The sequence below is a fragment of the Arthrobacter sp. 24S4-2 genome, assembly GCF_005280255.1.
Lineage (GTDB): Bacteria > Actinomycetota > Actinomycetes > Actinomycetales > Micrococcaceae > Arthrobacter.
On the sequence record NZ_CP040018.1, the window covers coordinates 5,228,209 to 5,242,394 of the forward strand.

Below are 14,186 nucleotides of genomic sequence, written 5' to 3' on the forward strand. Positions count from 1 at the left end.
AGCCGTCATTCAGTCCTGGAAGTACTCGATCTTCGCGCCGATGGAGTTGAGCCGCTCGGCCAGGTCCTCGTAACCGCGCTCGATCACATAGATGTTGCGCAACTCGGACACGCCGCGGGCCGCCAGCATGGCCAGCAGGAGGCACGCAGCCGGGCGGAGGGCCGGCGGGCAACCGACTTCCGCGGCGCGCCAGCGGGTGGGGCCGTTCACGTAGATCCGGTGCGGATCCAGGAGCTGCACGCGGGCGCCCAGCTTGTTCAGTTCGGTCAGGTAAATGGCGCGGTTCTCGTAGACCCAGTCGTGGATCATGGTCTGGCCTTCGGCGTTGCCGGCAATGACGGCGAAGAACGGCAGGTTGTCGATATTCAGGCCCGGGAACGGCATGGGGTGGATCTTGTCCGTGGGGGCATGCAGTTCGGAGGGCTTGGTGGTGACGTCCACCAGCCGCGTGCGGCCGTTCCGCGCAAAGTACTCGCCGGAAATCTCCAGTTCCTGGCCCATCTGTTCCAGGGTGGCGAGTTCGATCTCCATGAATTCGATCGGCACCCGGCGGACGGTGACCTCGGAATTGGTCACGATGCCGGCGGTGATGAGGCTCATCGCTTCGATGGGGTCCTCGGACGGGAAGTATTCAATGTCGACGTCGATGGTTGGGCGTCCGGTGATCTTCAGGGTGGTGGTCCCCACGCCGTCAATCTCCACGCCGAGGCCCTGCAGGTAGAAGCAGAGGTCCTGGACCATGTAATTGGGGCTGGCGTTGCGGATCACCGTCGTGCCGCGGCGGTGGGCGGCCGCCATGATGGCGTTTTCGGTGACGGTGTCACCGCGTTCGCTCAAGACAAAGGTGCGGTTGTCGCCGTCGGCCGGCGGTGCCTGCACGGAATAGAAGCCGGACGTGGCTTCCACTGAAAGGCCGAACTGGCGCAGGGCCTGCATGTGCGGCTCAACAGTACGGGTGCCCAAATCGCAGCCGCCCGCGTACGGGAGTCGGTACTCGGCGGACTCGTCCAGGAGCGGGCCCAGCAGCATGATCACGCTGCGGGTGCGCCGGGCGGCTTCCACATCCATGGAGCCCAGGTCCAGGACGGCGGGGCGGCGGAGCTGCAGATCGTTGGCGTTGAGCCACGTGCATTCGACGCCGATGCTGGTGAGCACCTCGACGATCCGGTTCACTTCCTCGATCCGGGCCAGCCGGCGCAACGTGGTGGTTCCCCGGTTGATGAGGCTGGCGCACAGCAGCGCCACCCCGGCGTTCTTGCTGGTGTTGACGTCCACCGAGCCGGACAGCGTGCGGCCGCCCTCGACCCGGAGGTGGGTCATCTGCGGCCGGCCCACCTTGACGATGCTGCGGCCCACAATGGCCTCGAGCCGCTGGATCATTTTCAGGCTGAGGTTCTGCTTGCCCTGTTCCATCCGGGCGATGGCGCTTTGGCTGGTTCCCAGCTCGGCCGCCAGCTGCCCCTGGGTCCAGCCCTTCTCGCCGCGGGCGTCGCGCAGCAGCAGGCCTACGTGTTCAGCTGTCTCTTGAGTCATACGAAAAAAATATCACGCATGAGCTATTTGGGCGCACGAAACGCCGGAAAGTGCACTTGAACTCACAGAATATCCACTTCGTGCGATATATGCGGGTCATCTGCGCAACGGTTCCGCCAGCGCCCAGGCGCCGGATACTCGTCCCATTGCCCGCCCAGCCGCCGTGCAGCAGGATGAAGTGGAACGCCAGTCCTTCCGGACGCGGCTACTGCTGCCCGAGGAACACCATGTTCCACGTGCCTGCGCCCACTGCGGCGGACACGGCTGTGGCGGCAATGAGCAGCCCGCCCAGGACCACCCAGATGTCCAACGCACTGTACGTGGACTCCCGCGCCCAGGTCCGCTGCGCGCCGCCAAAGCCGCGCGCCTCCATGGTGACCGCAAGCCGTGACGCCCTGCGGACCGCCTGGACCAGGAGCCCGAAGCTTTGCCCCAGCGTCGCGCGCAGGCGCTGCGCCGGGCTCCCGTGAGAGCCCACGCCGCGGGCGCGCCGGGCCATGCCGATGGTCTGCCATTCCTCGGCCATCAGCCCCACCAAACGCATGGCGGCCAGCGTGCCGAGCACAAAGCGGTGCGGCAGTTTCGCCTTCTGGGCCAGGGCGTCCGCCAGGTCCGTGGGGTCCGTGCAGCTCATCAGCAGCACCGCGGGGAGGGCGATCGCCAGTCCGCGCAGCAGGAATCCCAGCCCCAGCTCCAGCGAGCCTTCACTGATGGACCAGATGCCGACGTCGAGCAGGATCCTTCCGCTGTCCGGCGCCAGGATCGAGGTGCTCCAGCCGCCCAGCGCCGCCGCCAGGATCAGGGGCCAGCCGCGCTGCCACAGCAGCCCGGCGGTCAGGCCCGCGAGCGGGAAGAGCAGCAGTTCGAAGGCCAGTGCCACGGACGCGGACACCCAGTCAATAGACAGCGCCAGCACCACGGTCATGAGCATCACGACGGCGAATTTGGCCAGCGGGTTGGCCCGGGTGAGCAGGGCGTGGTTGGCGTGCAGGGTCAAGGCTTCCCTCATGGGGCGGCCACCTCCGGATTCAGCAGGCCGGGTTCCTGCGCAGCGAGTTTCAGCTGGGGTGCGCCGAGCTTCAGTTCGGTGCCGCCGAGGACGTCGCTGAATTCCTGGTCGTGGGTTACCGACACCACTGCTGTGCCGGCGTCGAGGAGTTCGGAGAGGAAGGAGGCCAGCTCCGCCCAGGTGTTGGCGTCCTGGCCGAAGGTGGGCTCGTCGAGGATCAGCACGCGGGGATGGGCGGCCAGCACGGTGGCCACGGACAGCCGGCGCTTCTCCCCGCCCGAGAGCGTGTAGGGGTTCGCATCCACCAGCTTGGTGAGCCGCAGGCGCTCGAGCAGTTCGTCCACGCGCTCCTCGCCGCGGCCCAGGTGCCGCGGGCCGAACATCAGCTCGTCCAGCACGCGGCCGGTGACGAACTGGTGCTCCGGTTCCTGGAACACGGTGCCGATCCGGGCGATCAGCTGCTCGGCCTTCCACTTGTAGGGGTCGATTCCCGCGCCGCCGCTGAGGTCAACGGTGGCGGACACCTTGCCAGCCACCGGCTGGAGCAGTCCGGCGAGGGTCAGTGCAAACGTCGATTTCCCGGAACCGTTGGGGCCCGTGATGGTCAGCGCCTGGCCGGCCCTGACCTGGGCCGTGATTCCGGACTGCACCGGGAACGGCGGGATGAATTTGAAGCGCCGCCGCCGGGGCCGCTCGCGGGAGACGGCCAGGTTTTCCGCCGCCAGCAGCAGGTTCCCCTGACCGGGCGCACCGGCGTCACCGGGCGCACCGGGCGCACGGGCGGCACCCGGCCCACCCCCGGCCCCCGTCCGCGCACGGGTGGCGGGCACATACCCGGGCACCCAGACGCCGGCGGCCACGAGCATGTCCCGCGCCTGGGCCAGGACCTGGTCCGGGGCCCCGTCCAAGAGGACCGCCGAATCAGTGCCCGATCCGGGCTGCAGCACAACGATCCGGTCAACGAGGTCTTTCCACACGCCCACGCGATGCTCCACCACCACGAGCGTGGCCCCGGTTTTGTCCAGGCACCGGCCCACGGCGTCGCGGACTTCCAGGACCCCCGCCGGGTCCAGGTTGGCGGTGGGCTCGTCAAGGAGAAGCAGTCCGGGGCGCATGGCCAGGATGCCGGCGAGCGCCAGGCGCTGCTTCTGCCCGCCGGAGAGGGCCGACGTCGGGTGGTCCAGCGGCAGGTGAGCCAGCCCGACGTCGTCGAGCGCTTCCTCCACCCGCTTCCAGATGTCCCGGCGCGGCACGGCGAGGTTTTCGGCGCCGAAGGCGACGTCGTCCCCCACGCGTGAGAGGACCACCTGCGTTTCGGGATCCTGCTGCATCAGGCCGGCGCGACCGCGCTGGGCGCGCGGCGGGGCGCCGTCGATCAGCAGGGTGCCGGTCTCGTCGGAGTCCTCGGCGTCGGGCGTGCCCTCACGGTGGGCGCCGGCGTCGCTGTCACCGAGCACCCCGGCGAGGGCGTGGAGCAGCGTGGATTTGCCGGCGCCGGAGGGACCCAGGAGCAGCACGCGTTCGCCCGGCTGGATCTCCAGGTCCAGGCCGCGGACTGCGGGCTGGTGCCGGCCGGCGTGCCGCCAGCCCCAGCCCCGTGCCGTGACCGCTGCGGGGCGGACGCTGTCGGAGGACGTCATGATCAGTGTGCGTTCATCAGGAGAAAACGGACTCCGTTGCTGCCTTGCGGGAGGCGAAGGAGCTCAGCACGCCGGTCCTGGCCAGGCCGCGGGTGGCGATCCAGGACAGCGCGCCGGCGATGATGGCGCCCGAGATGGCGGTGAAGATGATGTAGGTCAGTTTGTCCCCGGCGGCGTAGGCGATGTTCCAGCCCCACGGGGCGAAGGAATCGTTCAGGCCGCAGAAGAGCCCTGCGCCGGCGCCTGCCAGCAGCGAGACAGGCAGGTTGAACTTTTTGTAGACGAGCACTGCGAAAATGATTTCCGCACCGAGGCCCTGCACGAAGCCGGAGAACAGCACGGATGCGCCGTACTGCGAGCCCATGATCAGCTCGCCGGTGGCCGCCACCGTTTCGCAGAACAGAGCAGCTCCCGGCTTGCGGATGATCAGCATGCCCAGGACGGCGGGAATCATCCAGCCGCCGGCGATGAGGCCGGTCAGCGGCGGGTAGACGGCGTTCATGGGCGGCGAAACGGCGGCGGCGCCCTGGGACCAGGCCCAGAAGATCACGCCTCCGGCAACAGCGATCAACGCTGCCACCACGATGTCCACCACGCGCCAGTAGTATTTGCGATTGCCTAGCGTCTGCTTGGCGGTAATTCCAGTCATGTCTGCCTCCTGAGGTACAGGAGGGGAGAGTGTTCCCGACGGGACCGCGGCTTCCGCCGCCTGCTGCCGGACACTCTGAGAACTCGACTCCCTTGCGCCGGTACTAACCGGATCAGGTTCGAGGGTCTGCGGCTGTCCGCACTCTCAGCGCCCGCCTCCGGTTACTGGATAGCTCCAGTTAGGCCCGACGGCGGCGCTCCCCTGTCGTATCAAATCGCCCTTGTGGGCATTGACCAGTTTACACCCGCAGGACCGCTAAATCCCGGGGAAGTTGTCACAATCGGAAGCTGCACCGCGGCGCGGCCGGACCCCCGAACCTGGAAGCACCCGCGCACCGATGAGGCTAGGCTAGGGGAAGCCCTGTTTCCGTCCGCTGAGGAGTACCTAAATGAGTTTTTTCATCAAGCTGCTTGGAACCGGAGTGAGCCTGCTGGCCGGATTCGCCGGCACCAAGGCCGTTGACGTCGTGTGGGAAAAGGTCACCGGCAGGAAGCCGCCCAAGGGCGATAAGGACGACGTCCCCACCACCCTCCGCAGCGCCCTGACCTTTGCCCTGATCTCCGCGGCCGTCAGCGCCATCATCCAGGTCCTCGCCAACCGCGGCACGCAGCGGGCCGTCACCCGTTTCGCCAAGAGCCAGGACATCGTCTAGGCATTCATTCGGCGGTTGGGCCGGCTTCGGCAGGCCCAACCTCCGGCTTCCGGCTCAGGCATCGTCGTCTGCTGCCCGTTTGTCGGCTGCTTTCTCTCCGGCCGCCTTCTGCCCTGCCGCCTTCTGCACTACGGCCTCCAGTTCGTCCGTGGTGAGCAGTTCGCGGTGCAGGTGCTTGGTGCGGTAGCCGGCCCGGCCCACCATGTGCGCGGACACGGGCACGGTGAGCACCTGGAAGATCCATGCCACGAACAGCACGGGCCACACCCACCATGTCCGCAGCTGCAGCCCCACCGAGGCCAGCAGCAGGAAGAGGCCCAGCACCTGCGGCTTGGTGGCGGCGTGCATCCTGCTCATCAGGTCGGGGAAGCGCAGGAGTCCGACGGCGGCGCCGAGGGACATCACGGCGCCCGCCACCATAAAGACGGCCGAAACCGTGTCGATGACCGTATCCACGGCGGATACCTCAGGATTCATTGGGCCGCTCCCGCCGGTCTGCCACGAAACGTGCCACGGTGACGGAGCCGATGAACCCGATGATGGCCAGCGCCACGAGCAGCATCAGGTTGTTCAGGTGCCGGTTGACGGCCATGTCGATGCACAGGGCAGCTCCGATGATGGCCAGCAGCACGTCCGAGGCCAGGACCCGGTCCAGCAGGGAAGGGCCGATGGCGATCCGGACTATGGCACCCGCCGCCGCAAGGGACAGGATCACAGCCGTCACGGTCAGGACAATTTCCATCATGCGCCCACCTCCTGCTGCAGCGCGGCAAGTTCGTCTTTCGTGCCCATGATCCTGATCAGCCCGGCTTCGGTGTCCCGGACTTCCTTTCGCAGGCTCACAATGTCCTCTCCGTTTCGCACATTCAGGCCGTGGATGTAGAGCGTGGACGTGGAGCGGTCCACCTCCACCACCAGGGATCCCGGAATAAGCGAGATGACGTGGCCGGTTGCGGTCACCATCAGGTCCGAATGGCTTCGGAGCTGGACGGCGACGACGGCGTTGGTCACCTTGGGGCCGCGGGCCACCGCCAGGTACAGCACCTGGAGGCTGGCGGCCACCACCTTGCCCAGGAACACCACAGCGAACGGTACGGCACGCAGCACGTTGAACCGGCCGCCCAGTTCCACCGGGGGCAGGTAGAAGAGCCGGGCCACCACCACGGCGATGAGCGCCCCGAAGAGTAGGTTCCCGGGGCTGAAGTCCTGCCACAGCGCACCCCAGACGAAAACAAGCCAGACCAGGAGCGGCAGTTCCTGCCGGAGGGAGATCCGCCGTCGGCTCATTTCTGCGCCTCCTGCTGTGCGGGTTCAGGCTGTGCCGGTTCGGGCTGCGCGATCGGGGGCACCGGGGCGTTTTCGCCCAGCACCGCCTGGATGTAGGAGGACCTGTCCAGCATGTCCGCGGCGGACTGGTCCGCCACTTTGAACAGCGGCCCGGCGAAAACGGTCAGTGCCACGCCGAAGATCACCAGCCCCATGGTCGATCCCACCATGGTCCGGGGCAGCAGCGTGACGTTGCGTTTGCCCGCACGGGCGCCGGTGTCGGACTCCTCGGCTGGCGCCAGCAGCACCGGGTCCGGGTTCTCGGCGTCCTCGGGCTTGCGCCAGAATGCGCGGTTCCATACGCGGGCCACGGCCAGCAGCGTCAGCAGGCTGGTCAGGACGCCGCCGATCACCAGGGCGTAGGCCAGGGGGGTGCCGAGCTGCACGCCTGCCTGCATCAGCCCGAGCTTGCCGAGGAAGCCGGAGAACGGCGGGATCCCGGCCAGGTTCATGGCCGGGATGAAGAACAGCAGGGCCAGCACCGGGGACAGCTTGGCCAGGCCGGCCACGCGGTCGATAGACGAGCTTCCGCCGCGTCGCTCGATCAGGCCCGTGACAAGGAACAGGCTGGTCTGGATGGTGATGTGGTGGGCCACGTAGAAGACTGCGGCTCCGAGCCCGGCCACGGACGACATGGCCAGCCCGAACACCATGTAGCCGATGTGGCTCACCAGGGTGAAGGAGAGCAGACGCTTGATGTCGCTCTGCGCCAGCGCACCGAGAATTCCCACCACCATGGTGAGCAGCGCCGCCACCATCAGCGGGGTGTTCAGCGAGTCCCCCGGGAACAGCAGGGTTTCGGTCCGCACCATCGCGTAAACGCCCACCTTGGTCAGCAGGCCGGCGAACACCGCAGTGACAGGGGCAGGCGCCGTCGGGTACGAGTCAGGCAGCCAGAAGGACAGCGGGAAGACCGCCGCCTTGATGCCGAAGGCAACGAGGAGCATCACGTGCAGCAGCATCCTGGTCCCCGGATCCAGGTCCGCGAGCTTGATCGCGAGATCTGCCATGTTGATGGTGCCGGTGGCCCCGTAGATCATGGCGATGGCGATCAGGAAGAGGATGGACGAGACCACGGAGACCACCACATAGGTCACGCCGGCGCGGATGCGCGGACCGGTTCCGCCGAGGGTCATGAGCACGTAGCTTGCCGTCAGCAGGATCTCGAAGCCCACATAGAGGTTGAAGAGGTCCCCCGACAGGAACGCGTTGGACACCCCGGCCACCAGGATCAGGTAAGTGGGGTGGAAGATCGACAGGGGTGCGTCCTCGTCGCCGTCGGCCATACCCTGGCCGGTGGCGTACACCAGGACTGCGAGGCTGACGGCCGAGGAGACCACCAGCATCAGGGACGAGAACTGGTCCACCACCATCACGATGCCCCACGGCGGCAGCCAGCCGCCGATGTTGACGGCCGCCGTTCCGCCGTCCCACACCGAGGCCAGCAACGCACACTCGAGCACGAGGGTCAGGGACAGCAAGGTGATGCTGACTGCGCGCTGCGCCCGCGAGTGCCGGATCAGCACGAACGTCAGGGCGGCACCGAGGATGGGGAGGACGACGGCGAGCGGGGCAAAGCTTGCGACGTTCACTTCACGCCTCCTTCCGGGCCGGGGGTTACGTTCTGGGAACCTGGCTGTTCTTCCGCGGCGGCGTCCTTGGCTTTGATCTTGCGGTCGCCTGCTTTCACCATGGGGGTGCCGCTCTCGGCACTGTCGCCGTAAACATCGGAGCCGGACATGCCGGCGTCGGAAATGCCCTGGCCGTCGGACCCGATCATGGTCAGCGGAAACTCGGACGTCTCAACGGGGATCTCGGAATCGTCCTCGGCGTCGAAGCTGGGGGTTTCGGCAACGCGGATATCTTCCACGTCGTCCTGGATCTCATCGCGGCGGGCCAGCACCCAGGAACGGTAGATGATGCCCAGCATGAACGCCGTCACAGCGAAGGAAATCACGATGGACGTCAGGATCAGCGCCTGCGGGAGCGGATCGCTGTAATCGTGGGGGTCTGTGTCCTTGCTGAACATGGGTGCCAGGCCGGCGTGGCCGCCGGTGGCCAGGATCAGGAGGTTGGTGGCGTTGGCCAGCAGCATCAGTCCCAGGAGCACACGGGTGAGGCTGCGTTCCATGAGCAGGTAGATGCCGCAGGCGTAGAGAGCGCCCATGACCGTCAGCAGTGTCAGGTTGACGCTCATGCCCTCCCCCTCCCCGTGGTTTCGGCGGGGACTCCATCGGCTTCCTGGCCCTCGGTCTCGCCGGCCGGTTGTTCTTCGAAGTGCTCGTCGATCTCGGCGCCCAGGCTGCGCAGCACGTCCAGCACCAGCCCCACCACCACGATGTAGACGCCGATGTCGAAAATGGTGGAGGTGACGAACTTGATGTCGCCAAACACCGGCAGCCAGAGTTCGATGATGGCGCTCTGGAACACCTGGCCGCCAAGGAGCAGCGGCACCACGCCGGAGGCCGCGGCCGTCGCGAGTCCGACTCCCAGGAGGGTTCCCGCGCCCACCGGAGAAGCCTCCCGCAGTTCGAAACGGCCGCCGGCCAGGTAACGGATGGTCAGGGCAAGCCCGGCCATCAGTCCGCCGGCGAAGCCGCCTCCCGGAAGGTTGTGGCCGGCCAGCAGCAGGTAGATGGAGAAGACAACCATCGAATGGAACACCAGCCGGGTGACCACTTCGAAGATGATGGAGCGGCGCTCCGGGGCCAGGGTGCGTCCGGCAACCAGCCAGGCGTCGCGGGCGGACGCGGCAAACTGGCGCGTCAGGGCCAGTGCGGCATTGTCGCGGCTGCTCTGGCCCGTTGCCGTCCGGCGTCCGACGGTTCCCTCGGCCACGGTGGAGGAGGCGCGGATGCCGTCGCCGCGGCCCTTCACAAAGATGAGGCTGGCCACGCCGGTGGCGGCAAGGGCCAGCACGGAGATCTCGCCGAAGGTGTCCCACGCCCTGATGTCCACGAGGGTGACGTTGACAATGTTCAGTCCGCCGCCGCCTTCGTACGCGAGCCGCGGGAACTCCAGCGAGACCGGCGTCGCAGTCCGGGCACCCATGGCGTAGATGGCCACGAAGACCATGGTGACGCCGAACGCCGCCCCGATGATCACGCGGATCACCCGGTACTTGCCGCCGGTGCGGTCCCTGAGCTCGGCCGGCAGGCTGCGCATCGCCAGGACGAACGCCACCAGGATGATGGTTTCCACCAGCATCTGGGTCAGGGCAAGGTCCGGCGCGCCCTGCAGGGCGAACATCAGGGCGATGCCGTAGCCGGTCACCGAGACCATCAGCACCGCGAGGAACCGCTTGTTGGCCCGCACCGCCGCCAGTGCCCCGATGATGATGCCCGCGCCTGCCACCAGCTGGAGCGGCGAGTTGGGATCGATGAAGTACAGGCCGCCCGGGAGGGGCTTTCTGGCAATAATCAGGGCGGTGAGGGGAAGCGCGAAGGCCACCGTGAGGATCACCGCGAGGTAGAAGAACAGCGAACCACGCTGCGTGCGGCCGGTGATCCAGACGGCGACGTCGTCCAGGGCGCCGATGGTGACCTGGTAGGCACGGTCGCCGTCCACCCAGGCCGGGACCCGGCTTTGGGCACGGGCCACGAGGTTGCGGCCGTAGAACATGGCCAGGCCCAGCACGAAAGTGATGGCCGTCAGCCCAAGCGCGGGAGTGAATCCGTGCCATAGCGCGAGGTGCCCGGCGGCGCCGGCCGGTTCCCCGCCGTCGTGCACGAAGTCCGCCGCGTACGGCTGGATCCACTCATCCACGGGCGCCGGCCACAGGCCGTACACGATGGTCAGCAGGCTCAGCAGCGCCGGGGCGGCCAGGAACGACGGCTTAATGGATTTGAAGGGCGTGGGTTCCAGGCCCGGCTTCGCCGCGAAGGCACCCCACATGAAGCGCGCGCTGTACGCGAAGGTCAGGATGGACCCCAGGACCAGTCCGGCGAGCACCACCAGTCCCCAGGGATCCTGCTGTCCGCTGCCGTCGTGAGAGGCGTAGTGGACGAACGCCTCGAACACGGATTCCTTGGCCACGAAGCCGGCCAGCGGCGGGATTCCGGCCATGGATGCCGCGCCGATGGCCGCCACGACGGCCAGCGCCCGGGACGATTTGTAGACGCCGGACAGCTTGCGCAGGTCGCGGGTTCCGGACTGGTGGTCGATGATGCCCACCACCAGGAACAGGGTGGCTTTGAAGAGGCCGTGAGCCAGGAGCAGGGCCAGCCCGGCCAGCGCCGCGTCCGGCCTGCCGAGCCCCACCACCATAGTGAGGAAGCCCAGCTGGCTGACCGTGCCGTAGGCAAGGATGAGTTTGATGTCCGTCTGCCGGAGCGCCCGGTATCCGCCCACCAGCATGGTGGCCAGGCCCAGGCCCAGCACCATGGGCAGCCAGTACGCCGTTTCTGCGAACCCCGGGGCCAGCCGCGCCACAATGTAGACGCCGGCCTTCACCATGGCTGCGGCATGGAGGTACGCGCTCACCGGGGTGGGCGCCGCCATGGCTCCGGGGAGCCAGAAGTGGAACGGGATCAGTGCGGACTTCGTCACCGCACCGATAAGGATCAGTACGACGGCGGCTGCCACGGCCGCTGCAGCCGGCCCGGCTGCCAGCCCGGGGGCCTGCGCCAGGATCGCTGAGATCCGGTAGGTTCCGGCGCTGGAGCCCAGAATGATGAGGCCCACGAGCATGGCCAGGCCGCCCGCGGTGGTGACCATCAGGGCTTGCAGGGCCGAGCGCCTCGCGGAGAGCCGGGTGCGGGCGTAGCCGATCAGCAGATAGGACAGGACGGTGGTGAGTTCCCAGAAGATGAACATCAGGAGCAGGTCATCGGCTATGACCAGGCCGAACATCGCCCCGGCGAAGGCCAGCAGCTGGGCCCCGAAACCGCCCAGGTCGCTGTCCTTGTTCTTGAAATAGCGCGCACAGTAGACCAGCACCAGCGCGCCCACCCCGAGCACCAGCAGGGACATGATCCAGGCCAGGGCGTCCATCCGGAACGCGAGCTCGATCTTGAGTTCGGGAATCCAGGGAATGGTCTCGGTGATGGCGCCGGCGTCCGCTCCGGCCTGGTACACGGCGTCACGCTGCAGCAGCAGCCAGACGAACGAGCCGGCCGGGACCGCGGCCAGCGCGTAGAACGAATTCCTGCGGAACTTCCTGAAGAAGAACGGCGCCACAGCGGCCACCGCGAAATGCACGGCAAGGACTGTGATCACTGGTATCTCCGCAACGTCAGGAATTCGATTGTCAAAAGTTGGAGCAGGCGGCTATTCGTCAGGTTCGGTGCCGACAGTTTATCAAGCGGACGCAAACACTTTTGACGCGTGTTCACGCGCTGCCGCACGGATTCCCCGTGACGGCGGGGAGTTTCCACCCGCCGTTCACCGTCCGTTGCGCTTAGGGCGGATACGATTCAGCCTATGAACCCCGTGACAGCTTCCGCGGCCACCCAGCCTCCGTCCGAACTGGAGTCAGGCCCTCCGGCCACCAGCAAGGGCCGCGTGCTTGCCTGGGCCGCCTGGGACTGGGGATCGGCGGCATTCAACGCCGTCATGACCACCTTTGTGTTCACCGTGTACCTCACGTCCAATGCCTTCGGTGGCGAAGACCAGGCATCCGCGGTGCTCGGCGGCGCCCTGGCCATTGCGGGAGCGGCCATCGCACTCCTTGCTCCGGTGACGGGCCAGCGCTCGGACACCGGCGGACGCCGCAAGCTGTGGCTTGGCGTCAACACAGCCGCCGTCGCCGTCCTCACGGGACTGTGCTTCTTCGTCTTCCCGCGGCCGGAGTTCCTGCTGCTCGGCGTCACGCTGATCGCCCTGGGCAATGTCTTCTTCGAGTTCGCCGGCGTCAACTACAACGCCATGCTGGCGCAGATTTCCACCCCGAAGAACATCGGCAAGGTGAGCGGTTTCGGCTGGGGCATGGGCTACCTCGGCGGCATCGTGGCCCTTTTGATCGTGCTGCAACTGTTCGTCCAGCCAAGCTTCGAGTGGTTCGGCGCGTCCACCCAGGACAGCCTCAACATCCGGCTGGTGGCAGTGTTCTCCGCCCTCTGGTTCTTCATCTTTGCGCTGCCGGTGCTGTTCGCCGTACCTGAGCTGCCCAAGCCGAAGCAGGCCGCCAAGCTCGGGTTCCTGGCCTCGTACGGGTTGCTGGTCCGCCGTATCAAGGCGATCTACCGGACCAGCCCGCACACCATCTTCTTCCTGCTCGCCAGTGCCATCTTCCGGGACGGCCTGGCCGCCGTCTTTACCTTTGGCGGGATCATCGCGGCGGGGACGTTCGGTTTCGAGCTGAAGGAAGTGATCTTCTTCGCCATCTTCGGCAACATCGTGGCGGCCGTGGGCGCCATGATCGGCGGCTTCCTGGACGACCGCGTCGGGCCCAAGGCCGTCATCATCGGCTCGCTTGTGGGACTGCTGGTTGCGGGCACGGCCATCCTGGTGCTGGGCAACGGGAACTATGTCTTCTTCGGCCAGGCCTGGGCTGGTACCAGCACGTTCTGGGTGTTCGGGCTGTTCCTGTGCCTGTTCGTTGGCCCGGCCCAGTCCTCCTCCCGGGCCTACCTGGCCAGGGTTGCTCCGCACGGCGAATCCGGGGAGCTGTTTGGCCTGTATGCCACCACGGGCCGCGCCGTCAGCTTCCTGGCGCCATCGCTCTTCACCCTCTGCATCGCGGTGGCGTCGCCCCTTGTGGCGCCGGGGGAAGCCCAGCGCTGGGGGATCCTCGGCATCATGGTGGTGCTGCTGGCCGGGCTGCTGGTGCTTCTGCCGGTAAAGCCGCCGGGCAAGGTGGAAATCGCGGTGGTTCCCGAGGCCTGAGCCGGCCCTTGGGAAATCGGCGGTTCCCCACCTCCAACGGCCTGTACGCGGACTAGGCTGGTGCCATGAACGTGGATGAGACAGACCTCCCTGGCCTTGGCAGGCGCAAGGATTTCATGACCGCCTCGGGACGCCGGATCGGCGTCGTTGAGTACCGCGAAGGCCAGACCGAATTGATCGTTTCCACCTGGGACGATCCCGACACGTGCCAGGCTTCGATCCCGCTGACCGCCGATGAAGCCGCGGCCCTGGGCAACCTCTTGGGCGGACAGCGCCTGGCCATGCAACTCTCTGAAGAGCACCGGGAGATCCCCGGGATCGTCACGCGCCAGTTCTCCATTGGCGGGGACTCACCGTTCGTCAACCAGCCCATGGGGAAGGCCTGCATCCGCACCCGCAGCGGCGTCTCCATCGTTGCCATCATGCGGGAGGGAGAGGTGGTTCCGTCGCCGGGACCGGACGTCTTACTTCATCCCGGTGACCTGCTTGTGGCGGTGGGAACGCAAGACGGACTAGACAAAGCGGCCGATATCCTGCGCAACGGCTAAGCGG

13 protein-coding genes and 1 riboswitch are annotated in these 14,186 nt (G+C 67.1%); of the genes, 3 read left to right on the plus strand and 10 right to left on the minus strand.

The features are described from left to right. Positions 1–9 precede the first annotated feature (9 nt). The 4 genes from FCN77_RS24310 to FCN77_RS24325 form a co-directional block, all read right to left on the minus strand. Positions 10–1,533, minus strand: coding sequence for a UDP-N-acetylglucosamine 1-carboxyvinyltransferase (locus FCN77_RS24310; RefSeq protein ID WP_137324343.1), 1,524 nt, complete (start codon positions 1,531–1,533; stop codon positions 10–12). A 205-nt stretch (positions 1,534–1,738) separates the two neighbouring features. Next, positions 1,739–2,542 (minus strand): energy-coupling factor transporter transmembrane protein EcfT, encoded by an 804-nt coding sequence (locus FCN77_RS24315; protein WP_137324344.1) that lies wholly within the window; start codon positions 2,540–2,542, stop codon positions 1,739–1,741. Continuing rightward, a complete protein-coding gene (locus tag FCN77_RS24320) occupies positions 2,539–4,182 on the minus strand; it encodes an ABC transporter ATP-binding protein (protein ID WP_137324345.1) in 1,644 nt (547 codons plus the stop codon). Before FCN77_RS24320 ends, FCN77_RS24315 begins: the two co-directional genes overlap by 4 nt. Before the next feature lie 16 nt (positions 4,183–4,198). Then, entirely contained in the window at positions 4,199–4,831 is a 633-nt protein-coding gene (locus FCN77_RS24325) for an ECF transporter S component (RefSeq protein WP_137324346.1), read from the minus strand. 71 nt (positions 4,832–4,902) lie between these two features. Next, positions 4,903–5,044, minus strand: a riboswitch (TPP riboswitch). A 175-nt stretch (positions 5,045–5,219) separates the two neighbouring features. Between FCN77_RS24325 and FCN77_RS24330 the strand changes: the two genes are divergently transcribed. After that, on the plus strand, positions 5,220–5,483 hold the full coding sequence (locus tag FCN77_RS24330) for a DUF4235 domain-containing protein (RefSeq protein WP_137324347.1): 264 nt from the start codon (positions 5,220–5,222) through the stop codon (positions 5,481–5,483). A 54-nt stretch (positions 5,484–5,537) separates the two neighbouring features. On the opposite strand, the gene mnhG is transcribed toward FCN77_RS24330, so the two are convergent. Genes mnhG through FCN77_RS24360 form a run of 6 tightly spaced genes read right to left on the minus strand, consistent with a single transcriptional unit; the run spans position 5,538 to position 12,026 of the window. After that, complete coding sequence (gene mnhG, locus FCN77_RS24335; protein ID WP_137324348.1) at positions 5,538–5,960, minus strand: monovalent cation/H(+) antiporter subunit G; 423 nt, start codon at positions 5,958–5,960, stop codon at positions 5,538–5,540. Beyond that, positions 5,950–6,228, minus strand: coding sequence for a monovalent cation/H+ antiporter complex subunit F (locus FCN77_RS24340; protein ID WP_137324349.1), 279 nt, complete (start codon positions 6,226–6,228; stop codon positions 5,950–5,952). The genes mnhG and FCN77_RS24340 overlap by 11 nt, the downstream gene beginning before the upstream one ends. Next, complete coding sequence (locus FCN77_RS24345; protein WP_137324350.1) at positions 6,225–6,770, minus strand: Na+/H+ antiporter subunit E; 546 nt, start codon at positions 6,768–6,770, stop codon at positions 6,225–6,227. Before FCN77_RS24345 ends, FCN77_RS24340 begins: the two co-directional genes overlap by 4 nt. Then, positions 6,767–8,401 (minus strand): Na+/H+ antiporter subunit D, encoded by a 1,635-nt coding sequence (locus FCN77_RS24350; RefSeq protein WP_137324351.1) that lies wholly within the window; start codon positions 8,399–8,401, stop codon positions 6,767–6,769. Before FCN77_RS24350 ends, FCN77_RS24345 begins: the two co-directional genes overlap by 4 nt. After that, on the minus strand, positions 8,398–9,006 hold the full coding sequence (locus tag FCN77_RS24355) for a Na(+)/H(+) antiporter subunit C (RefSeq protein WP_137324352.1): 609 nt from the start codon (positions 9,004–9,006) through the stop codon (positions 8,398–8,400). Before FCN77_RS24355 ends, FCN77_RS24350 begins: the two co-directional genes overlap by 4 nt. After that, positions 9,003–12,026, minus strand: coding sequence for a Na+/H+ antiporter subunit A (locus FCN77_RS24360; protein WP_137324353.1), 3,024 nt, complete (start codon positions 12,024–12,026; stop codon positions 9,003–9,005). The genes FCN77_RS24355 and FCN77_RS24360 overlap by 4 nt, the downstream gene beginning before the upstream one ends. Before the next feature lie 204 nt (positions 12,027–12,230). Between FCN77_RS24360 and FCN77_RS24365 the strand changes: the two genes are divergently transcribed. Both FCN77_RS24365 and FCN77_RS24370 read left to right on the plus strand, forming a co-directional pair. Then, entirely contained in the window at positions 12,231–13,634 is a 1,404-nt protein-coding gene (locus FCN77_RS24365; RefSeq protein WP_137324354.1) for an MFS transporter, read from the plus strand. Between the two features lie 65 nt (positions 13,635–13,699). Continuing rightward, positions 13,700–14,182, plus strand: a complete 483-nt coding sequence (locus tag FCN77_RS24370; protein ID WP_137324355.1) for a cation:proton antiporter regulatory subunit — start codon at positions 13,700–13,702, stop codon at positions 14,180–14,182. The last annotated feature ends 4 nt before the right edge of the window (positions 14,183–14,186 follow it).

Excerpts from the sequence above, each read along its gene's own strand:
- mnhG (WP_137324348.1), bottom strand. The coding sequence starts at position 5,960 with ATGAATCCTGAGGTATCCGCCGTGGATACGGTCATCGACACGGTTTCG.
- FCN77_RS24330 (WP_137324347.1), top strand. The coding sequence starts at position 5,220 with ATGAGTTTTTTCATCAAGCTGCTTGGAACCGGAGTGAGCCTGCTGGCC.
- FCN77_RS24315 (WP_137324344.1), bottom strand. The coding sequence starts at position 2,542 with ATGAGGGAAGCCTTGACCCTGCACGCCAACCACGCCCTGCTCACCCGG.
- FCN77_RS24365 (WP_137324354.1), top strand. The coding sequence starts at position 12,231 with ATGAACCCCGTGACAGCTTCCGCGGCCACCCAGCCTCCGTCCGAACTG.
- FCN77_RS24370 (WP_137324355.1), top strand. The coding sequence starts at position 13,700 with ATGAACGTGGATGAGACAGACCTCCCTGGCCTTGGCAGGCGCAAGGAT.
- FCN77_RS24310 (WP_137324343.1), bottom strand. The coding sequence starts at position 1,533 with ATGACTCAAGAGACAGCTGAACACGTAGGCCTGCTGCTGCGCGACGCC.
- FCN77_RS24345 (WP_137324350.1), bottom strand. The coding sequence starts at position 6,770 with ATGAGCCGACGGCGGATCTCCCTCCGGCAGGAACTGCCGCTCCTGGTC.
- FCN77_RS24340 (WP_137324349.1), bottom strand. The coding sequence starts at position 6,228 with ATGATGGAAATTGTCCTGACCGTGACGGCTGTGATCCTGTCCCTTGCG.
- FCN77_RS24355 (WP_137324352.1), bottom strand. The coding sequence starts at position 9,006 with ATGAGCGTCAACCTGACACTGCTGACGGTCATGGGCGCTCTCTACGCC.
- FCN77_RS24325 (WP_137324346.1), bottom strand. The coding sequence starts at position 4,831 with ATGACTGGAATTACCGCCAAGCAGACGCTAGGCAATCGCAAATACTAC.
- FCN77_RS24320 (WP_137324345.1), bottom strand. The coding sequence starts at position 4,182 with ATGACGTCCTCCGACAGCGTCCGCCCCGCAGCGGTCACGGCACGGGGC.